23 protein-coding genes and 1 tRNA gene are annotated in these 19,924 nt (G+C 68.5%); 17 read left to right on the forward strand and 7 right to left on the reverse strand.

Translation table 11 applies throughout. The annotated features are described in order from the left end of the window. The first annotated feature begins 18 nt into the window (after positions 1-18). The 6 genes from P1K88_RS15905 to P1K88_RS15930 all read left to right on the forward strand — a co-directional run bounded on the left by P1K88_RS15905 (position 19) and on the right by P1K88_RS15930 (position 4,101). The gene (locus P1K88_RS15905) at positions 19-915 is read left to right on the forward strand and encodes a DUF106 domain-containing protein (RefSeq protein ID WP_276411201.1); all 897 of its coding nucleotides are present in this window, start codon (positions 19-21) and stop codon (positions 913-915) included. Positions 916-956: 41 nt separating this feature from the next. Next, positions 957-1,535 (forward strand): (d)CMP kinase, encoded by a 579-nt coding sequence (cmk, locus tag P1K88_RS15910; RefSeq protein ID WP_276411202.1) that lies wholly within the window; start codon positions 957-959, stop codon positions 1,533-1,535. A gap of 4 nt (positions 1,536-1,539) precedes the next feature. Then, positions 1,540-2,430, forward strand: a complete 891-nt coding sequence (locus tag P1K88_RS15915) for an RNA-guided pseudouridylation complex pseudouridine synthase subunit Cbf5 (RefSeq protein WP_276411203.1) — start codon at positions 1,540-1,542, stop codon at positions 2,428-2,430. 89 nt (positions 2,431-2,519) lie between these two features. Beyond that, positions 2,520-2,747 carry a hypothetical protein gene (locus P1K88_RS15920; protein WP_276411204.1) on the forward strand — a complete coding sequence of 76 codons (228 nt, stop codon included), beginning with the start codon at positions 2,520-2,522 and terminating at the stop codon, positions 2,745-2,747. 136 nt (positions 2,748-2,883) lie between these two features. Continuing rightward, positions 2,884-2,954, forward strand: a tRNA-Pro gene (locus tag P1K88_RS15925). A gap of 469 nt (positions 2,955-3,423) precedes the next feature. Further along, on the forward strand, positions 3,424-4,101 hold the full coding sequence (locus tag P1K88_RS15930; protein ID WP_276411205.1) for a hypothetical protein: 678 nt from the start codon (positions 3,424-3,426) through the stop codon (positions 4,099-4,101). Positions 4,102-4,546: 445 nt separating this feature from the next. On the opposite strand, the gene P1K88_RS15935 is transcribed toward P1K88_RS15930, so the two are convergent. Then, a complete protein-coding gene (locus P1K88_RS15935; protein WP_276411206.1) occupies positions 4,547-5,656 on the reverse strand; it encodes a mandelate racemase/muconate lactonizing enzyme family protein in 1,110 nt (369 codons plus the stop codon). Between the two features lie 214 nt (positions 5,657-5,870). Here P1K88_RS15935 and P1K88_RS15940 point away from each other — a divergent pair, with 214 nt between their 5' ends. The 4 genes from P1K88_RS15940 to P1K88_RS15955 all read left to right on the forward strand — a co-directional run bounded on the left by P1K88_RS15940 (position 5,871) and on the right by P1K88_RS15955 (position 9,274). After that, the gene (locus P1K88_RS15940) at positions 5,871-6,893 is read left to right on the forward strand and encodes a molybdopterin-binding protein (protein ID WP_276411207.1); all 1,023 of its coding nucleotides are present in this window, start codon (positions 5,871-5,873) and stop codon (positions 6,891-6,893) included. 46 nt (positions 6,894-6,939) lie between these two features. Continuing rightward, positions 6,940-7,764 (forward strand): aldo/keto reductase, encoded by an 825-nt coding sequence (locus tag P1K88_RS15945; protein ID WP_276411208.1) that lies wholly within the window; start codon positions 6,940-6,942, stop codon positions 7,762-7,764. A gap of 52 nt (positions 7,765-7,816) precedes the next feature. Beyond that, a complete protein-coding gene (gene hmgA, locus P1K88_RS15950) occupies positions 7,817-9,034 on the forward strand; it encodes a hydroxymethylglutaryl-CoA reductase (NADPH) (RefSeq protein ID WP_276411209.1) in 1,218 nt (405 codons plus the stop codon). 111 nt (positions 9,035-9,145) lie between these two features. Continuing rightward, complete coding sequence (locus tag P1K88_RS15955; protein WP_276411210.1) at positions 9,146-9,274, forward strand: hypothetical protein; 129 nt, start codon at positions 9,146-9,148, stop codon at positions 9,272-9,274. An 11-nt stretch (positions 9,275-9,285) separates the two neighbouring features. Here the strand turns inward: P1K88_RS15955 and P1K88_RS15960 are convergent, their stop codons facing one another. Next, positions 9,286-9,639, reverse strand: coding sequence for a hypothetical protein (locus tag P1K88_RS15960; protein WP_276411211.1), 354 nt, complete (start codon positions 9,637-9,639; stop codon positions 9,286-9,288). Further along, the gene (locus P1K88_RS15965; RefSeq protein ID WP_276411212.1) at positions 9,636-10,160 is read right to left on the reverse strand and encodes a DUF5817 domain-containing protein; all 525 of its coding nucleotides are present in this window, start codon (positions 10,158-10,160) and stop codon (positions 9,636-9,638) included. Before P1K88_RS15965 ends, P1K88_RS15960 begins: the two co-directional genes overlap by 4 nt. A 156-nt stretch (positions 10,161-10,316) precedes the next feature. On the opposite strand from P1K88_RS15965, the gene P1K88_RS15970 reads away from it, so the two are divergent. The 3 genes from P1K88_RS15970 to P1K88_RS15980 all read left to right on the forward strand — a co-directional run bounded on the left by P1K88_RS15970 (position 10,317) and on the right by P1K88_RS15980 (position 12,516). Beyond that, on the forward strand, positions 10,317-10,658 hold the full coding sequence (locus P1K88_RS15970) for a cupin domain-containing protein (RefSeq protein ID WP_276411213.1): 342 nt from the start codon (positions 10,317-10,319) through the stop codon (positions 10,656-10,658). A gap of 66 nt (positions 10,659-10,724) precedes the next feature. Beyond that, complete coding sequence (locus tag P1K88_RS15975) at positions 10,725-11,540, forward strand: hypothetical protein (RefSeq protein ID WP_276411214.1); 816 nt, start codon at positions 10,725-10,727, stop codon at positions 11,538-11,540. Positions 11,541-11,673: 133 nt separating this feature from the next. Next, the gene (locus P1K88_RS15980) at positions 11,674-12,516 is read left to right on the forward strand and encodes a hypothetical protein (protein WP_276411215.1); all 843 of its coding nucleotides are present in this window, start codon (positions 11,674-11,676) and stop codon (positions 12,514-12,516) included. Between the two features lie 408 nt (positions 12,517-12,924). Here the strand turns inward: P1K88_RS15980 and icd are convergent, their stop codons facing one another. Continuing rightward, positions 12,925-14,187 (reverse strand): isocitrate dehydrogenase (NADP(+)), encoded by a 1,263-nt coding sequence (icd, locus tag P1K88_RS15985; protein WP_276411216.1) that lies wholly within the window; start codon positions 14,185-14,187, stop codon positions 12,925-12,927. Between the two features lie 160 nt (positions 14,188-14,347). On the opposite strand from icd, the gene P1K88_RS15990 reads away from it, so the two are divergent. Further along, the gene (locus tag P1K88_RS15990; RefSeq protein WP_276411217.1) at positions 14,348-15,196 is read left to right on the forward strand and encodes an isoaspartyl peptidase/L-asparaginase; all 849 of its coding nucleotides are present in this window, start codon (positions 14,348-14,350) and stop codon (positions 15,194-15,196) included. Between the two features lie 156 nt (positions 15,197-15,352). On the opposite strand, the gene P1K88_RS15995 is transcribed toward P1K88_RS15990, so the two are convergent. Beyond that, entirely contained in the window at positions 15,353-15,712 is a 360-nt protein-coding gene (locus P1K88_RS15995) for a hypothetical protein (RefSeq protein WP_276411218.1), read from the reverse strand. Between the two features lie 32 nt (positions 15,713-15,744). Between P1K88_RS15995 and map the strand changes: the two genes are divergently transcribed. After that, positions 15,745-16,641 carry a type II methionyl aminopeptidase gene (map, locus tag P1K88_RS16000; protein WP_276411219.1) on the forward strand — a complete coding sequence of 299 codons (897 nt, stop codon included), beginning with the start codon at positions 15,745-15,747 and terminating at the stop codon, positions 16,639-16,641. 7 nt (positions 16,642-16,648) lie between these two features. Here map and P1K88_RS16005 read toward each other — a convergent pair whose 3' ends face one another. Further along, a complete protein-coding gene (locus P1K88_RS16005) occupies positions 16,649-16,852 on the reverse strand; it encodes a DUF7835 family putative zinc beta-ribbon protein (protein ID WP_276411220.1) in 204 nt (67 codons plus the stop codon). 236 nt (positions 16,853-17,088) lie between these two features. Here P1K88_RS16005 and P1K88_RS16010 point away from each other — a divergent pair, with 236 nt between their 5' ends. Continuing rightward, positions 17,089-17,646: an HIT family protein gene (locus P1K88_RS16010; protein ID WP_276411221.1), complete on the forward strand. Its 558-nt coding sequence runs from the start codon at positions 17,089-17,091 to the stop codon at positions 17,644-17,646. Between the two features lie 24 nt (positions 17,647-17,670). Next, positions 17,671-18,582 (forward strand): cation diffusion facilitator family transporter, encoded by a 912-nt coding sequence (locus P1K88_RS16015; protein WP_276411222.1) that lies wholly within the window; start codon positions 17,671-17,673, stop codon positions 18,580-18,582. Positions 18,583-18,593: 11 nt separating this feature from the next. Here P1K88_RS16015 and P1K88_RS16020 read toward each other — a convergent pair whose 3' ends face one another. Further along, positions 18,594-19,877 carry a tRNA (N(6)-L-threonylcarbamoyladenosine(37)-C(2))-methylthiotransferase gene (locus P1K88_RS16020; protein WP_276411223.1) on the reverse strand — a complete coding sequence of 428 codons (1,284 nt, stop codon included), beginning with the start codon at positions 19,875-19,877 and terminating at the stop codon, positions 18,594-18,596. Positions 19,878-19,924: the final 47 nt, after the last annotated feature.

Genomic DNA, 19,924 nt, shown 5'->3' on the forward strand with positions numbered 1-19,924 from the left:
GTCGCTGAATACACCGTAATGGCAAGCACCGCGCCGAAGGTAGAACGGCTCGCCGACGACGGCGAGGAGCTGACCGAGGCGCTCGCGACGGCGCTCTCGGTCGCAGAGGAGAAGGGCACAGTCACCTGGGCCGACGTCAGCGACGATCTCACGAGCGGCGAGTGGGGCCGACTCATCGAGTCGGGCCTGCTCGTCGACGCCGACGGCGAGGGGTTCGTCATCGAGGACCCGGAGGGCGTCCGCGATGCGCTCTCGGAGTCGGAGGCGGCACCCAGCGAGGACGACGACGGGGACGGGGGCTGGTCGACCTGGGACAAGCTGGCCGGCCTGGCGACGCTCGGCCTCTTTGCCGGGTACTCCATCAACTCCGTCCGGGACGCCATCGGTGGCGTCCTCGACATCGCGCTGGGGCCGCTGGCCAACATCCTCCCCTTCTATCTCGTCATCCTGGTCCTGGCGGTCATCACCGGCGCGAACTCCACCATCCTGCAGGACAACCTCATGGACATGTCCGGGATGGGCGACCACCAGGAGAAGATGGAGGACCTCAAGGAGCGCCGCAAGAAGGCCAAGGAACGCGACGACCAGGAGGCCCTGGACAAGCTCGAGAAAGAGCAGATGGAACTCATGTCCGACCAGATGGGCATGTTCAAGAAACAGTTCCGCCCGATGGTCTGGATCATGCTCATCAACATCCCCATCTTCCTGTGGATCTACTGGATGGTCTTCGGTCCCGGCCTGTCGGGCCTCCAGTCGCCCGTGGCCGTCCTGCCTATCATCGGTGAGGTCACCACCTGGAAGGCCGGCGCCGTTGGCCCGATGCAGGCCTGGATCGTCTGGTACTTCCTGTGCTCGCTCTCCTTTACCCAGGTCATCAGGAAGGCGCTGAACGTCAAGACGTCCCCGACCGGGTAGGAACAGACAGCCTCTTTTACGCGGGTCACGCGAACTCGGATATGTTGATCACAGTCTCCGGGCCGGCCGGGAGCGGCAAGAGCACGCTCGCGAAGAGCCTCGCCGACGCCCTGGGGTACGAACACGTCAGCGGCGGGGACATCTTCCGCTCGCTGGCAGAGGACCGGGGGATGACGCCCCTGGAGCTGAACAAGGCCGCCGAGGAGGACGACCAGATCGACCGTGACCTGGACCGCCGCCTGCGCAACATCGCAGAGGAGCGCGACGACCTGGTCCTCGAGTCCCGGCTGGCGGGGTGGATGGCCGGCGAGTACGCCGACATGAAACTCTGGCTCACGGCGCCACTGGACGTCCGCGCCGACCGCATCGCCACCCGGGAGAACAAGCCCTTCGAGCAGGCCCGCACGGAGACCCGCGAGCGAGGCGCCAGCGAGGCCCAGCGCTACAGCGACTACTACGACATCGACTTCGACGACCTCTCCATCTACGACCTCTCGGTGAACACGGCCCGCTGGGATCCCCAGGGCGTCCTCAGTGTCACCCTGCACGCCGTCGAGTCCTACAGCCCCGACGGCGACGAGGGCAAGGCACCCATCGAGGACGTCCGCTACGAGTTCTGAACCGATGTCCCTCCGTGACCCACCTGACGACCGCTCGCCCGACGACCTGCTCGCGTTCGGCGTCGTCAACCTCGACAAGCCCCCCGGCCCCTCGGCCCACCAGGTCGCCGGGTGGGTCCGCGACGCCACCGGCCAGGAGCGGGTCGCCCACGGGGGGACCCTCGACCCGAAGGTAACCGGCTGTCTCCCCACCCTGCTGGGCGACGCCGCCCGGATGGCCCGGATCTTCGACGAGGCCGAGAAGGAGTACGTCGCCGTCCTCGAGCTCCACGAGACGGCGCCCGCGGACTTCGACGACGTCGTCGCCGAGTTCGAGACCGAGCTCTACCAGAAACCGCCCCGAAAGAGCGCGGTCAAGCGAACGCTGCGCAGCCGCCGCATCCACGCACTGGACGTACTCGAGCGTGCCGACCGCCGGGCGCTCCTGCGGATTCGCTGCGAGTCGGGCACCTACGTCCGGAAGCTGTGTCACGACCTCGGCCTGGCGCTGGGGACCGGCGCCCACATGGGCGACCTCCGGCGCACCGCGACCGGGATCTTCGACGACTGCGACCTGGTGACGATGCACGACCTGGTCGACGCGCTGGCGTTCGCCGAGGAGGGCGACGACGCGCCCCTGCGTGAGGTCGTCCAGCCCGCCGAACGGGCGCTCGTGCACCTCCCTCGTGTGACCATCGCCCCGAGCGCCGCCCGCGAAGTCGCCAACGGCGCGCCCGTCTACGCCCCGGGCGTCCTCGACGTCGCCGACGCCGAGGTCGGCGACCGCACGCCCGACAGCGACGCGCTGGTGGCCTGTTACACCCCGGACGGAGCAGCCGTCTGTCTGGGGACGCTCGCGGGCGACCCGGCGGCCCAGTCGGGCGTCGTCGTGTCACTCGAGCGGGTGCTCGTATAGCGGGCCCACCGGCGGACAGACGCCGTCTGCAGCAAATCCGGTGTAGACTGGGGACGGATGGCACAAGAGACGGGGACCGACGTCGGGAGATGGCCGCCCGAGTGAGTCTCTGTGGCCGCTTGCTGTCGCTGCTCCCGTTCGTCCACGTCGTCCGGCACTCACAGATGCGCCTGGCGATGGCACTGGGCGTCCTCGCGCCAGCGGCCCTCGCCGGCCCTCTCGTGGCTGCCGGCCCCTGGCTCTACCGACGGGGGTTCCCGGCGTCGGGCCCCGCCCGCATCTCCCGGTGGACCTTCGCGGACGCTGGTCAACCGTGAGGCGGGCGCCGTCGAACTCACCGACACCAGCCCCCGCGGATCGGTGGCCGTGGTCCGGTTCCCCCGCGTCGACGACGTGCCCGCGGCGGCGGCGAAACGACACCCATAAGTCGGGGACCACCGTCTGCCGAAGTGCGGGACCGTGGGGTAGCGGTATCCTCGGCGCATGGGGTGCGTCGGACCTGAGTTCGAATCTCGGCGGTCCCACTGCCACTTTTTACGGCGTCGCCCTTCCTCGCGAGCCGCCGGCTCGCTTCGGAGAGGGCTCCTTGTAAAAACGTGGGGAAAAACGGCCGGACGCTCACTGCGTTCGCGTCCGGTGAAACGGCGCGCAGAGCGCGCCGTATGCGCATGTCGGAAAGAATGACGACTCGGTGCAGCACGCGCTCGGCTGGGTGGCGCCCATCGGCTGGGCCTGGAAGTACGGCGGGCGGTCGGCAGTCGTCGACACCTTCGGGGCGCTGGGGTGACCGACCAACTGGCGGTCCGCTTCGAGGAGATCGACGGTCGCGCAGTGATCACAGTCGACGGGACCGACGAGATTCTGAGGTGCGACCCGGCAGCGGTCGTCGACGTGCCGAGATAGCACGCCCGAGAACCCCCATTCTCCAGCAGAACATTTTGTCTGCAGATCCAAGCAAAGTTCAAGTAACATCCAGACGTTGCCGTTGAAAAGATGGGTGTACTACCTGGGCCCCTGGATGACCTTGCACCCTATGCAGATTATTGGACGGTCGCGTTTGCTTGTATCCTACTCGCCGTTCTCTCATTGCCAGTAATAACCAAGACCATTGGAATACTTCCGAACGTCAGCCCTTCTTATGTAATTGCTATAATTACGTCTGTCACAGCATTTGTGGCTCTGTATCGGATTCGAAGACCGAGTGATGGGAACACTCCTTCAGGTGTTAGACAAGATTTTTCGCAGACTGAAGATGGTGAACATCTGGATTTCGGTCTTTTCAATTATGGCCCTGGTGTGGCAATGTATTTACAAATTGTCGCTATTGCTGCTGACTCTCCGGAAGAGGCGGAGGAATCTGGTGAAGTGGTCTTCTCACTCAGACCCCGAGAATATCCCGTTCATCTCGAAGAAGGCGAGTTTCTCGGGTTTATTCATGATGAGAGACTCGGGGGAAGCGCATTCGACTTAGACACGATTCAGCAAAGCGAAGAGATTCCAAAGTACATACTCCTATACTTTAGCTATCGCTCTGGTGAGGGAACTCGTGTCCCAAAGAGCAAATCAGGTGAGATGGATCGAATTGATGAAGACATTCTAGATGAGCTCGTAGAAGACGAAGATAACCCCCGGCGAATGGAAACGTCCAGAATTATCGAGTGTTGTCATTGATTAAACTATCTCAGATAGTCCAATCCTATTTATTCACTTGAGGACCATCTGCCCGAGAAGCCCGTATTCTGGTGCACTCTTGCTCGATCAGGCCCCGACTGATCCCCCGAATTCACCGAAAAACTAGCTGGTTTGCATTAGAACTGAAGAACGAGTGCATGAGACTGAAGCAATACGGCAGTGACATCGGATGGAGGATCGATCTCGCCGTCCAAGTTACCCTTCCCGCGTTCTGTGATTACGTACATTCCGTTACCGAGGTGTTCCAGCAGCCCGTGATCGATGAGTGTCTTACAGCGGGTTCGGATAGACTGCCGTGAGTAGCATACGTATCCGCTATCTCCCGTTTCCAGGCTAAATAGCCGGTCAAAAGCCGGTCGTTGACGTTGGTGTGGTCGGCGTCACCACCGCTCGGTACCGGCGTCGGCATGACCGTCGCCGGCCGTCAGCGGTCGAGCCGGTACGACTCCAGTGCGGTCTCGTCGAAGGTCACCCCGTGGCCCGGCCGGTCGGGGACGACGAGGTCGCCGTCCTCGGGTTCCATGGGGTTTTCGAGCACGTCGTCGAACGCCTTCACGTCCGAGTCGCGGTAGAAGTACTCCGCCCACAGTCCGTTCTCGATCGCGCCGAGCAACTGCACGTGGAGGTCCCAGTTGTAGTGTGGGGCCACCGGGACGTCGTGACTCGCGGCGGTGTTGGCGACCCGGAGCCACTCGGTGACCCCGCCCACCACGGAGACGTCCGGCTGGACGATCTCGATGGCGCCCTCCCGGAGGAGGTCGGCGAAGCCGTACCGGGAGAACTCCAGTTCGCCCGAGACCACGGGGTAGGAGAGAGCGTCGTTGACCTCGGCCATGAGTTCGACGCTGTCAGGCATCACCGGTTCCTCGATCCAGTAGGGGTCGTACTCGGCGAAGGCCCGACAGGCCCGCACCGCCTCCTGTTTGGTGTCCCACTTGCCGTTGGCGTCCATCAGGAGCGTGCGGTGGGGACCGACGGCGTCGCGGACGGCCGCGACGCGTTCGACCTCGCGTTCGATTGGTTCGCGCCCGACTTTCATCTTCACCGCGTCGTGGCCGCGCTCGACGTACCGCTCCATCTCGTCCCGGAGGCCGTCCAGTCCCTTCTCGTCGCGGTAGTAGCCGCCGCTGGCGTAGGCGGGGATCCGCTCGTTGCTCCCGCCCAGCAGTTTGTAGAGGGGCATCCCCGCGGCTTTCGCCTTGATGTCCCAGAGCGCGGTGTCGACGATCGAGATCGCCCGCAACACGACGCCTTTACGGCCGATCTGGACGGTCCCGTCGAACATCTCCCGCCAGAGGCGCGTCGTGTCGCGTGGGTCCTCGCCCTCGACCATCGGGGCGAGCAGTTCCGCCACTGTGTCGGCGACGATACCGGCGCCGCCGTACCCGAGGGTGTAGCCGACGCCTTCGAGGCCGTCCTCGGTACGGATGCGGACGATAGCGTGGTCACGTTCCTCCACGACGCGGGTCGCGAAGGCCACCGGTTCCTCGAGCGGGATCGATATCGCGAAACTGTCGACTTCGCGGACTTCCATGGCCAACGTCGTGTCGCCATCCTAATGAGTGCTGGTGCAGTGCCCATCGCGTCCAGCACCGGACTACTGGCCCGGCGACGGGCTGCCGTCTCACCGCGCCGGTGAGGGTTGATAGAGCGTCGGACCGGTTCGAGCGTCCGCAGTGTCCCGGACCACGATGTCGACGGGTCGACCCCATCCAGACATATTTACCCGGTCCCGACGTGGAACCGACATGGTCGATTTCCAGTCCCGCGACACGCGCCGGGGACTCGGCGGGCGCGACGACGAAGAGGACGTGGCCGAGGATTCGACGGACGAGAGCGACGCCCCGGACGCCGAGGAATCGGGCGACCCGACCGAGGACGACGAGACGGAAGCCGACGAGACGGCGGCCGATCAGTCGGACCCCCTGACGGCCGAGGAGGCAGGGGCCACCCGGTCGACCGAGGACGACGAGACGGAAGCCGACGAGACGGCGGCCGATCAGTCGGACCCCCTGACGGCCGAGGAGGCAGGGGCCACCCGGTCGACCGAGGACGACGAGACGGAAGCCGACGAGACGGCGGCCGATCAGTCGGAGGCGACGACGGCCGAGGAGGACGGACCGGCGACGGAGGGGACCGAACGGGACAGCGCGGAGGGGGCAGGCGACACAGAACAGACCGAGCGGTCGGCCCAGCGGGGCCGAGCGTCGAACGCCGGCCAGCCAGCGCCGTCGGGCCCGGTGGGGAACAAGTCGGCGCACCCACAGCAGGGTGCGTCGACCCGGTCCCAGTCCCGGTCGTCGGGCGTCGACGCGGCGGTCGTCACCATCGGCACCGCCGGCGACGAGGGCGACCCCACGGGTGAGAAGATCGTCGCGGCGCTCGAACGGGCCGGGCACGCGGTCACCGCCCGCGAGCGCCTTCGGGGCGACCTAGACGGCGTGCAGCAGTCTGTCGACGCGCTCGTCGGCCGTGACGACGTCGACGTCGTGGTCACGGCGGGCGGGACCGGCATCCGGAGCGACGAGGTGGCCATCGAGGCGGTCCACCCCCTGCTGGAGAAGGCGCTGCCGGGCTTTGGCGAGGCGTTTCGCACGCTCCTGTTCGAGCACATCGGGACCGGCATCGTCGCGGTGCGGACGACCGCCGGCATCGCGGAGTCGACACCGGTGTTCTGTCTGCCCGGCGACCAGGAGGCCGCTGCGCTCGGCGTCGAGGAGATCGTCGCGGCCGAGGCGGGCGAGCTGGTCGCTTACCTGCGAGCCGAGTAGCCGGCCCCACCATCGGCGTTTTGTCCGTCGCGCCCCTGGGTGACCCATGGAGGAGATTCAGGTCCAGGGCGCCTCGGTCCCCGCGCTCGGACTGGGAACCTGGCAGCTGACCGGCCGGGCGTGCCGGGAGACGGTCGCGACGGCACTCGAGATGGGGTATCGGCACGTCGACACCGCGCAGGCCTACGGCAACGAGCGGCAGGTCGGTCGCGGCATCGAGGACGCCGCCGTCGACCGCGACGACCTCTTTCTCGTGACGAAACTCGACGTGCGAAACCGCACTCCCGAACGCGTCCGCCGGTCGACCCGGCAGAGCCTCGAGCGCCTCGGTACCGACTACCTGGACCTGTTGCTCATCCACCAGCCGAACGTGCCGCTCGTGGCCTCGCTGGCCGACACGCTGGGGGCGATGAACGAGCTCGTCGAGGATGGCCTCGTCCGGCACGTCGGCGTCAGCAACTTCCCGCGGTCGATGCTCCGGCGGGCCCGCGAGACCTCGAGCGCGCCCATCCTCACCGACCAGGTGCAGTACCACCCCTACTGGGACCAGCGGGATCTGCTGACCTACTGTCGCGTCCACGACGTCCTGCTGACCGCGTACAGCCCGCTGGCCCGTGGGGGCGTCCTCGACGACCCGGTGCTCGTCACCATCGGCAACCGCTACGACAAGACCCCGGCACAGGTCGCGCTCCGGTGGCTCGTCCAGCAGGCGGGCGTGGCGACCATCCCGAAGGCCTCGAGTCGCGAGCACCTGGCGGAGAACCTCGCGGTCTTCGACTTCGAGCTGACCGACGCGGAGATGGCGCGCATCCGGAACCCGAACCGGCTGAAGACGGGGTATCACTTCCTGCGCTCGCAGTTGCCCATCTGAGCGGGCCGGCCGAGAGAGCAACTGTTAGGGGCCTCCCCCGCTACCGGCCTGTATGACCGATTCCGAGGCCGTCGCGCTCGCCGAGCGGGTCCGCGAGGGCGAGTTGCGACTGTACGAACTCGAGGCGCACGCCGACGCCGGGACGGCCGCGGCCGCACGCCGCCACCTGCTGGCCGAGGAGACGGGCGCCGACCTCGAGACGGTCGGCGCGTACGCCTTCGAGGCCGCCGACGCCGAACCGAACATCGAGAACATGGTCGGGGCCGCCCAGGTTCCGATGGGCGTCGTCGGCCCCCTGCCCGTCGACGGCGGGGCCGCGTCGGGCGACCACCACCTCCCGCTGGCGACCACCGAAGGCGCGCTGGTCGCCTCGGTCAACCGCGGCGTCTCCGCGATTCGGAACGCCGGCGGGGCCACCGCCCGCGTGCTCAAGTCCGGGATGACCCGCGCGCCTGTCTTCCGGGTCGAGGACGTCGCCGAGGCCGGCGCCGTGTCGGCCTGGGTTCGCGAACACGTCGACGACCTGGCCGCGGCCGCCGAGGCGACGACCAGCCACGGCGAGTTGCAGGACGTGACCCCCTACGTCGTCGGCGACAACGTCTTCCTGCGCTTCTCCTACGACACCAAGGACGCGATGGGGATGAACATGGCCACCATCGCCACCGAGGCCGCCTGTGAGGTCGTCGAAGCGGAGACGCCCGCGGACCTCGTGGCGCTGTCGGGTAACCTCTGTTCGGACAAGAAACCCGCCGCCATCAACGCCGTCGAGGGCCGGGGCCGGACCGTCGCCGCCGACGTGCTGATCCCACACGAACAGGTCGAGGAGCGCCTCGATACGACGACGGCGGCCATCGCCGAGGCCAACACCCGCAAGAACCTCGTCGGGTCCGCGAAGGCCGGCGCGCTCGGATTCAACGCCCACGCCGCCAACGTCGTCGCCGCCGCCTTCCTCGCGCTGGGCCAGGACGCCGCCCAGGTCGTCGAGGGGAGCAACGCCATCACCACCGTCGACGCCCGCGAGGCGGGACTGTACGCCTCCGTGACCCTCGCCTCGCTGGAGGTCGGCACCGTCGGGGGCGGAACGAGTCTCCCCACGCAGTCCGAGGCGCTGGACGTGCTGGGCTACGCCGGCGGGGGCGACCCGCCCGGGAGCAACGCCGACGCCGTCGCCGAGGTCATCGCCGCCGGCGCGCTGGCGGGCGAGCTCTCCCTGCTCGCGGCGCTGTCCTCGCGGCACCTCTCGTCGGCCCACGCGGAACTGGGCCGCTGACGGCCGAGAGACCACTTTCAGTTCCGGACCGGGGCTGGATCCGATTTATGCGTCGCCGGCTGCGACGGTGCCGTGCGTCCGTCGGGCCGCCCCCGCGGGCGCACCACCACCATGTCCCTGAACACCCCCGACGCCGAGACGGCGGTATCGCGCGTCCATCGGTTCCGCCACCTCCTGAAGGTGCTCGCGACGACGCTCGCGGCGCTGGCCGGCCTGGCGACGACGCTCGGCGTGGTCTGACCGGCCAGCGGTCACCGCCGCTGGCTCACCAGGAAACCGACGCCGGCGACGAGGACGACGACGCCCGCGAGCAGGACGCCGCCGCTACCGACGAGCGGTCCGACGACCAGCAGCGCCCACGCCACCGCGAAGACGGCGTGGGCCAGCGCGAACAACCGGTGCCCGCGTCCGGCGAAGACGACGGCACCGAGCGTGAAGCCAGTGGTCAGCACCGCCGCCGAGAGGAGCACCGTGCTCACCGCGACATCGCCGACGGGGACCGGGTTCGGCCGCACGACCGGAGTGAGAAGGTACAGCAGACCGGCGAGGCCGACGAGGACGCCGACGGCGGCGGGCCCGGGTTCGACGTCGAGCGACCGGGTCATAGCAGGCGGTAGGTCCCGCCCGTCTCCGTGATCTTACCCGCCCGGCGGAGTTTCTCGAGCGCGGCGCGGGTGTAGTCGGCCGGGACGTCGCGCTCGCTGGCGTAGGCGACCACGTCGTCTTCGGTCGGGTCCTCGAGCGCTCGCAGGGCCGCACGGACCGTCTCCTTGCGGCTCGACCCGCTTCGTGCGCCCCGTTCGGCGCGCTCGCCGGCGGCGGCGACGGCCTCGCTGTCGATGCCCGAGGACTCGAGGTACGTCTCGTCGTCGACGCCCGACGACTCGGCCTGGCGGTCGAGTTCGGCGTAGGAGTCCAGCTCCGCGAACGCGTCGCCCTCGCCCTGTCGGTTGGCCAGCATCGAGGCCCGGACCTCGCGGGCGTGGGCCTCGTCGTCCGTCTCGACGAACTTCCGGCGCTTGGCGTGTTGCTTGCGCGTCCCACACCGGGGGCACCGGGTCGTCTCCGGGCGTCCCTCGACGACCCAGAGTGCGCTGCACTCGCTACAGCCGACCACCGCGTACATGACCGTGCGTCGGGGCGCGAGCGTAGTGAATCCACCGACCCAACGCTTATACTGCCGGCTGTAACTTCGTACCAATTCTCGGCACCTGGGGGTTCCGAGTATTTGCTAACTGTTACAGCCGGCAGTATTAGGTACGGCGGCGGTGTCGGGGCGGGCATGGAAGAGGTCCCCCAGGCGGCAACCGAGACAGTCGAAGTCGTCGACGGCGTCCACCTGACGGAGATGGCGGCCGGCGAGCGCATGAGCGTCCAGCACTTCCACTTCGAGTCGGGCGCGGTCATCCCGGAGCACAGCCACGACCACGAACAGGTGGGTTTCGTCGTCCGCGGCACGTTCACCTTCGTCGCCGACGGCGAGGAGTACGTCATCGGCCCCGGCGACTCATACGTCGTGTCCGGCGGCGAACCCCACCGCGCGGAGAACCGCACCGACGAACCGGTGACCGGTATCGACGTGTTCAGCCCGCCGCGGGTCGACGTGGACTGGCAGGCGGGGTAACCCGGCGGTGCAGGGAGCGGCCACCCCCGCGAAAGGGGTTTGTCGCTCGGACCCCCAGATGGACGAATGGGCCGGGCCACGCTCCTGGTCGCACTCGGCGTCCTGCTCGCCGGCTGTGGCGGCGGCGTCTCCTCGGGGCCACCGGAGACAGTGACCCCTGCGCCGGTGCCGACTGACGCGGTGCGGTATCCGCCCGGCGTCACCGCCGACTACGTCGACGCCGCGACGCTGGCCGACGCTCACGCCCGTGGGCTCTCGACGACGAACTACACGCTGACCACGCGCCAGCGAGTCCGGACGCCCGATGGACAGTCGCTCCTCCGGATCAATCAGACCCGGCACGTCTCGCGGGATGCCGAGTCGTATCGCGGCCACTTCGCTCTCGAGACGAACCTGTACGACGACGCGGGCGGGTCGACCATCGAGTTCTGGGGTAACCGCTCCCTGGTGGTCACGCGCTACACGACGGCGAATCCCTACCGGGAGCCCGAGATCCGGCGGTGGCCCGGACAGCGTGACCCCTCGATTACGGACCTGACGGACCGGCAGCACATCGAGGGGTTCCTGGCCGGCGTCAACGTCGCCCCGGTGCGGCAAACGCCCGACGGTGGCGTCCTGCTCGCTGGCAGTGGCGTGCAAGACAGGACACTGCTTATCGTCCCGCTCGTCGTCACCGAGCCGCGCAACCTCACGCTGTCGATGCGGGTCCGCCCCGACGGCGTCGTGCGGGCGACACGTGTCACCTACGACGCGACCCACAACGGGGAGCGAGTCCGCGTCGGACGGACGATGCGCGTGACGGCGGTGGGCACGACACCGGTCACGAAGCCGTCGTGGGTCGAGGACGGCACCCCGGGCGACGAGTACACCGGTTTCTCCTGACCGGAGACGTTCCGGACGGGGGGACGGGGCGCCTGAATGAACACGGCCGCGACGTCTCCCCGGTCCACAGACGGCGCCCTGCCTGCCGTGGGCCCGCGAAAACGGTTTGTGACTGGCTCCCCTGGCACGACCAATGGGCCGGTACGCCGTACTCCTCGCACTGGCCGTCCTGCTTGCCGGCTGTAGCGCCGTCGTCTCCTCGGACGAGCGAGCGACGGTGACGCCGGCACCGGTGCCCACCGACGGCACTGGGTACCCGCCGGGCGTCACCAGCGACGGCGTCGTCGCGACGGAGCTGGTCGACGCACACGTCCGGTCGCTGGCGACGACGAGCTACACGCTGACGACGGTCCAGGAGATACGGGCCGAAGACGGGACGGTGCTGCGCCGGACCAACGAGACGCGGACGGTCGAACCCGGCCCCGGGGCCTACCAGGGGCGGTTCTACCAGGAGCGGGAAACGGCCGGGGGCGGGCAGGAGCGGGGGGTGGTCAAGTTCTGGAGCAACGGGACGTACGTCGTCACGCGCTACTGGAACCAGGAGGGTGACGGCGAGCGGGACGTCCGCCAGTGGAGCACCGAGAGCGACGCCCCGATAACGGACCTGACCGAGCGGCACCACCTGAAGGGGTATCTCGCGGGGGTGAACGTCGCACCGACGCGGCGGACGCCCGACGGCGGCGTCCTGCTTGCCGGCAGCGGGTTCGACAACCGCGAGTACTTCGTCGTCCCGATCGTCCTCAGCGACCTGTCCGACCTCAGACTCCAGATGCGCGTCCGGTACGACGGCGTCGTCGTGGTCGCCCACGTCACCTACTCCGCGATACAGAACGGTCGGCCGGTCGAGGTGCGGCGAGAGACCCGCGTGACCGACGTCGGGAACGCGTCGGTCGAACGGCCCGCCTGGACCAGCGAGCCGTCTACCGTCGGGGACCGCACCGGCCAGCGACTGCCGCTGTACGTCCGGGACGGATGACCCCGGTGCGCGACCGTCGGGAAAGTCCCCGCGTTCCCGCCACAGAGGCGATCGGACAGGGCAGAGAACGTCTGGAACAGGTCCCCGTCCGGCAGTAACGGGCTGGGGAGTGCCGCGTCCGGGTCACGGTTTTTCCACCGGGCCGGGCTCACTCGTCGGGAGCGCCAAGGAGTCCGCCGCGTCGAACGGGGAGTCTGAGTGAGACGCAGGTCCCGGGCGCCGTCGGCCAAAACGGGTTCGATCGTGGCGGTGTCGGGCGAGGAGGGTCTCCGACGACCAGCCGCCGTCTCCACGCTCGCCTCGACGACCGACGCGATGCCCCGGCGGCGACGCCGCCGGAGTCAGACGCTCGCTATGCGAGCTTCTCGATGTTCTCACGGTTGCACCGTGAGAGGACGAGAAATTGGCTTACGCCAATTTCTCGATATTCTCGACGACCTTGTCGGCGAACTCGCTGGTGGCGAGCTTCGTGCCGCCCTCGATCTGGCGCTCCAGGTCGTAGGTGACCTGCCCGGAGGAGATGGTCTCCTCGACGGCGTCCCGGACCAGCTGGCCGGCGTCCTTCCAGCCCATGTACTCGAGCATCAGGCGGCCCGAGAGGATCATCGCGGTCGGGTTGACCTTGTCCTCGCCGGCGTACTTCGGCGCGGAGCCGTGGACCGGCTCTGCGAGACAGCGGGCCTCGCCGAAGTTCGCGCCGGGGGCGATGCCGAGGCCACCGATCTGTGCGCCGGCGGCGTCGGACATGTAGTCCCCGTTGAGGTTCATCGTCGCGATGACGTCGTACTCGCCGGTCCGGGTCAGCAGCTGCTGGAGCATGTTGTCGGCGATGCGGTCGTTGACGACCAGCGTGCCCTCGGGCTGTTCGCCGTCGTACTCCTCCCAGAGCTCGTCCTCGGTGATGACGTCCTCGCCGTACTCCTCCTCGGCGACCTCGTAGCCCCAGTCACGGAAGGCACCCTCGGTGAACTTCATGATGTTACCCTTGTGGACCAGGGTGACGGTGTCCTTGTCCTCCTCGATGGCGTAGTCGATGGCCTCGCGGACCAGGCGCTTGGTCCCGAACTCGGTGATCGGCTTGACGCCGATGCCGACCGGGCCGTCGTGGATGGTCTGGTCGAAGTCCATCTCGTCCTCGACGAATTCCTTGACCTGCTCGACCTCCTCGGTGCCGGCCTCCCACTCGATGCCGGCGTAGACGTCCTCGGTGTTCTCCCGGAAGGTGATCATGTCCATCTGCTCGGGTTCCTTGACGGGGGAGGGGACGCCGTCGATGTGGTAGGTCGGGCGGACGTTCGCGTAGAGGTCGAGCGTCTTTCGCAGGGCGACGTTCAGCGAGCGGAAGCCGGCGCCGACGGGCGTCGTCAGCGGCCCCTTGATGGCGACGTTGAACTCCTTGATTGCCTCGACGGTGTCGTCGGGCAGGTTCTCGCCGTACATGTCGCGAGCGGACGACCCGGCGTAGACGCGCATCCAGGCGATGTCGCGACCGGTCGCCTGCGCGGCGGCCTCCAGCACCTTCTGGGCGGCCGGGCCGACGTCCGTCCCGATACCGTCCCCGTGGATGATGGGGATGATCGGTTTCTCGGGGACGTCGAGCGTCTTGTCTTCCGTGACCTCGATCTGTTGTCCCTCCTCGGGGACGTCGACCTTGTCGTAATCGTAGCCCATATCGCGGTGATTGACAGTCGGCGGTAAAGGATTGCCGTTTTGCGCCTGACACGGTAACGAGGACCATACGACTGCGGCGGCGTCGGTGGCTCACCGCGATGCTTGGGATACCAGGGGATCGCTGGCGAGACGTTTTCTCCCCGGCGCTCGAGCTGTGGGTATGCACGTCGTCGTCCACGGCGGGGCCGGCAGCGCGCCCGCGGACCCCGTCGCCCGACAGGAGACGCTCGGTGCGGCCGCGGCAGACGCGAGCACCGTCGAGGACCCGCTCGAGGCAGTCTGTGCGGCCGTCCGGCCGCTCGAACGGGACCCGGCGTTCAACGCGGGCGTCGGCGGCGCCGTCCAGAGCGACGGGACGGTCCGGACCGACGCGGGCGTGATGACCGCCGACGGCGTCGCCGGGGGGGCCTGCGCGATGCCCGGCGTGGCACACGCCACCGACGTGGCGTGCGTCGTCGCCCGCGAGACGCCACACCTCCTGCTCGCGGGCGACCCGGCGGTCGAGCTCGCCCGGGCGGCCGGTATCGAGACCGACGAGACGCTGCTGACCGACGAGACGCACGATCGCTGGACGGCGGCCGACCCGCCCGGCGGCGACCGGCTCGACCACCTCGCGTGGGTGCGCGAGCACTTCCAGGGGACCGACACCGTAGGCGCGGTGGCGACCGACGGCGACCGACTCGCCGTGAGCACCTCGACGGCCGGCCGGTGGTTCGCGCTGGCCGGTCGGGTCGGCGACGTCCCGCAGCTGGGCGCGGGCTTCTACGCCGACGAGCGCGGCGGGGCGAGCGTGACCGGCGACGGGGAGGCCATCGCGCGGTTCGGTCTCGCCCGGCGCGTCGTCGCGGCGCTGGAGACCTTCGGACCGCGACGGGCCGTCGACGAGACCCTCGCGGCCTTCGACGCCGAGACCGGCGGCAAGGCCGGCGTCGTCGTGATGGACGCGGCCGGCCACGTCGGGGTCGAGTACAACACCGAAGCGATGCAGACCGCGCGAGCCCAGCGGTAGGGAGTGTCCGAGGGCGGCCCCAGGGCATCGTCGCGACCGTTCGGCCCGCTGTCGAGTTGAACGGTCCCGTCGGACGGTGCGTATCAACCGCCGAAATCGGACCGAAATCGGCAGTTTCAGACCGGCTCCGTCGGGACGTCGACGCCAGGGGCGGACTCAGGAGTTGTTGGCCTCGCCGCCGAACGGCGGGCCGTGAGTCTCGCTCTCCTCGCACTCGCCTGAGGGTTCGCCGTCCTGGCCGCCACCGTCGCCGCCCGCGACGCAGCGCGCCGCAGCGGCCCCTGGCTCCAGGCCGGGGCCGCCACGGGCTGTGTCGTCCTGTTCGGGTGCAGCGTCCTCGTGCTGTACGTCGACCCGCTGGCGACGCGCTACGCGCTGGTGACCGGCCGCCCCGGGAGCGCGCTCTCGCCCCGCGAACTCGTCGGCCTGTTCGCCGGCGCCGCCGCGGTACTGACGGTGGCTGTCCTCGCCGCCGACGGGACCCTGACCCGGAGGCGGCGGCCGGCGTAACGACAAACGCTTTCAGTCGGACCCGCTAACCCGGAGCCATGAGCGATGTGGACTTCGACTCCGAGCAGTACGAGAAGTGCCGCGAGGCCGGCGAGATTCTGGCGCAGGTCCGCGACGAGGCAGCAGAGCGCGTCGAGGTGGGCGTCTCCCACCTCGAGGTGGCCGAGTGGGCCGAGGACAAGATCCGCGAACTCGGCGGCGAACCCGCGTTCCCGGTCAACATCTCCATCGACGAGGAGGCCGCCCACGCGACCCCCGGGCGCGACGACGAGACGGTCTTCGGCGAGGAGATGGTCAACCTTGACATCGGCGTCCACGTCGACGGCTGGCTGGCCGACACCGCGGTGACGGTCGACCTCTCGGGCCGCGACGAACTGACCGCGGCGTCGGCGGAGGCGCTGGACGCCGCGCTCGAGGTGGCGGGCCCCGGCGTCGACGTCGGGGAGATCGGGGCGGCCGTCGAGGAGGTCATCGACGGCTACGGGTACAACCCCGTCGTCAACCTCACCGGCCACGGCCTGGGCCACTGGGAACAGCACACCTCGCCGAACATCCCGAACCGCGAGGTCTCCCAGGGCGCGACGCTCGAACCGGGGATGGTCGTCGCCATCGAACCGTTCGCCACCGACGGCCGCGGGAAGGTCCAGGAGGGCGCCGACGAGGAGATCTTCGCCCTCGAACGGGAGGGGTCGGTCCGGAATCGACAGGCCCGCCAGGTCCTCGAACAGGTCGTCGAGGAGTACAGGACGCTACCCTTCGCCGCCCGGTGGCTCGACTCGCCGCGGGCCAGCATGGCCCTGCGACGGCTCAAGCAGGCCGACCTCGTCCACGGGTACCCCGTCCTCAAGGAGGAAGACGGGACGTACGTCAGTCAGAAGGAACACACCGTCATCGTCACCGAGGACGGTGTGGAAGTGACGACCCGGTCGCGATAGGCCAAACTTAGGCGTTGTTCATCCGCGTGATCTCGGTCGTGCCACAGACCAGGCACGTGCTCACCCGGTAGGGTTCCCGGGAGAAAGCGGCGTTCGCCGACTCGGTATCGGGACTCTCGGTCAGTATCTCGACGCTGACCGCGTGCGGCGTCTCGGATTCACAAGCCGTACAGCCTTCCTCGTGGTCGACGCCTTGCTTCGTTGTTGCCATACTACGTTCGTCTCGGGGCGAGATGTGCATAAATACCCCATTCGGTTCGCCACCGTTCAGTTCGTTTTACGGCACTCAAGCCCGGTTTGAGCCGGTTTTGGACGGGATTTCGGGGGACGACAGGGGTCGATTTCGGCCGTGAACGAACCGTTCGCCGGCGTGAACGGCCGACGCCTTTATGTACCCCTATCGACGACGGCGAAGCCGTTTAGGACACCGGGGCGGACTGTCGCCACATGGACCAGGTGTTTGCGCCGTGGCGGATCGAGTGGGTCGAACGGGACGAGAAGAACCCCGACGTCGATTGCGTGTTCTGTTCGTTCCGCGACGACGACGCGGACCGGGAGCACAACGTCGTCGCCCGGAGCGACCACGCCTTCGTCCTGCTGAACAACTACCCGTACAACCCGGGCCACGTGATGGTCATCCCCCACGCCCACACCGGGTCGTACGGCGACCTCGACGACGAGACGCTGCTGGACCACGCCCATCTGAAACAGCGAACCTTCGCAGCCCTCGAGTCGGCGATGGAGCCAAACGGCTTCAACGCCGGCCTGAACCTCGGCGGGCCGGCCGCCGGCGGTTCCATCGGCGATCACCTCCACACGCACGTCGTCCCGCGCTGGGAGGGCGACACCAACTTCATGCCGGTCGTCGCGGACACGACGGTCATCGTCGAAGCGGTCGAGGACACCTACGACCGCCTCCGCGGGGCGTTCGCCGAGCAGGACGGGACCACCCTGCCCGGGCCCGATGCCGCCGTCCGGGTCGAGACGCCCCCAAAGGGTCTTTGAGCAGCCCCCGCTACCTCCGGATAGATGTCGCGCCGTAGTACCCTCCGGCGGGTCGGCCTCCTCGTGCTGACGGTCAACCTGGCCCTGGTCGTCCTGAAGGGGGTCGTCTGGATGGCCTCGGGCAGCCTCGCCGTCCAGTCCGAGGCGGTCAACAGCGCGGCCGACACGACCTACTCGCTGGTCATCGTCGCCGGCCTCTACCTGACGACCCAGCCGCCGGACTTCGAACACCCCCACGGCCACGAACGCATCGAACCGTTCGTCTCGCTGTTCGTCGCGGCGGGCATCTTCGTCGCCGGCGGCGTCGTGCTCTGGCAGGCCGGCAGTGCCCTCCTGACTGGGAACGTCAGCGTCACCAGCGGGCCGGCCGCAATCGGCGTGTTGCTCCTCTCGGCGGCCGCGAAGTACGGCCTCTATCGCTACTGTCTGGCGGCCGGCCGGGAGCGCAACTCCCCGGCGCTGGTCGCGACGGCCAAGGACAACCGCAACGACATTCTGACTGCTGGCGCGGCGCTCGTCGGCGTCGCCGGTGCACTGCTGGGCTTCCCCGTCGCCGACCCGCTGGCGGCCATCGTCGTCGCCGTCGGTATCCTCTACACCGGGGTCGAGGTGGTCCGGGACAACGTCACCTACCTCGTCGGCGGCGCGCCGCCGGAGGAACTCCGCCGGGAAATCCTGAACCGCGCGCTCGCCCACCCGGACGTCGAGGGCGCCCACGACGTCATCGCCCACTACGTCGGCCCCGAGATCGACGTGAGCCTCCACATCGAGGTGGAGGGCGACCGGACCCTGAACGAGGCCCACGACATCGAGACGGCCGTCATCCAGGCGGTCAAGGACCTACCGGAGGTCGACGACGTCTTCGTCCACGTCGACCCCAAGGAGCTCGGGGAGTGGAAGGAGGACGACGAGGTGGAGCGACTGGCCGACTGGTGACCGGCCGCTGGTCAGTCGGCGAGTCGTGCCCGGGAGAGCGGTTCGCCGAAGGCGTAGACGGTGTTGTGGCTCGTCACCTCGACGTCGACGACGTCGCCGACCGCCAGCCCGCGGTCCTCGGCGTCGGCGACGACGACCTGCCGGTAGGCCTCGTCGTAGCCCACGAGCGAGGCGTCGGTGCCGTCCTCGACCAGCAGGACCGACGACTCGCGGCCGATCATCTCCTCGTAGGCCGCGCCGGTCAGGTCCATCTTCAGCTCGGTCATCGCCTTCGAGCGGTCCTTCTTCGTCTGGCCGCCCAGCCCCTTCATCTCGGCGGCGTCGGTTCCGGGCCGCTTCGAGAAGCGCGTGACGTTGATCTTCTCGGGGTGAGTCTCCCGCAGCAGGGCCATCGACTGCTCGTGGTCCTCGGGATCCTCGGTGGGGAAGCCGACGATGAAGTCCGTCGAGAGCGTCCAGTAGTCGAGCGCCTCGTCGAAGGCCTCGACGACCTCCAGATACTCGTCCACGTCGTGTTGACGGCGCATGTCCGCGAGCACGTCGTCGCTGCCAGACTGCACGGGCGCGTGGATGAAGTTGTACAGCTCGTCGTGCTCGGCGAAGACGGCCGCGAGGTCCTCGCGCACGCCGTGGAGTCCCTTCGGGTTGGCCATCCCGACGCGGACGCGGAACTCGCCGTCGATCTCGGTGCAGATGCGGTCCAGCAGTTCGGGCAGGCGACTCGTCCCCTGGTTGGTGTCCCAGCCGTAGACGCCGGTGTCCTGGCCGGTGATTCGGAGTTCCTTCGCGCCCGCGTGGACGAGTGCGCGGGCCTTCTGGACGTTCTCTTCGACGCTCGGCGAGTCGATGCGGCCGGTCGCCTGCTTGGTGATGCAGTAGGAGCAATCGGACATGCACCCGCGAGCGATCGGGAGGATGCCGACCACCCCGTTCAGTACCGTCTCGGTGTCTGGCGTCACGGTCGGACACTCGCCGTTGAGGACGTGCTGGGGCACGTCGTCCCAGTGGAGCACCTCGGCGTCGACGCCCGCCTCGCGGAACTGCTCACCCTGGGCGAGCGCCATACAGCCGGTTATCACGAGGTCCGCGGGCGTCTCCGCGTCGAGTTCCCTGGCTCGCTCGAGCATGTTGCGCTCGGTCTTCTCGAGGACCGTACAGGTGTTGAGGATGGCTACGTCCGCCGACTCGGGGCCGTCGGCGGGGTGGTGGCCTCCCTCGCGGAGCGCCTGCTCGATCTGCTGGGTCTCCCCTCTGTTGGAGGTACACCCGTACGTCTCGATGTGGTAGCGAGCCATCTGCGGTCACCCGACTGTTCGTGCCGGGAGCAAAAAGGGCGACGGTT

Source organism: Haloarcula halobia, from assembly GCF_029338255.1.
GTDB lineage: Archaea > Halobacteriota > Halobacteria > Halobacteriales > Haloarculaceae > Haloarcula > Haloarcula halobia.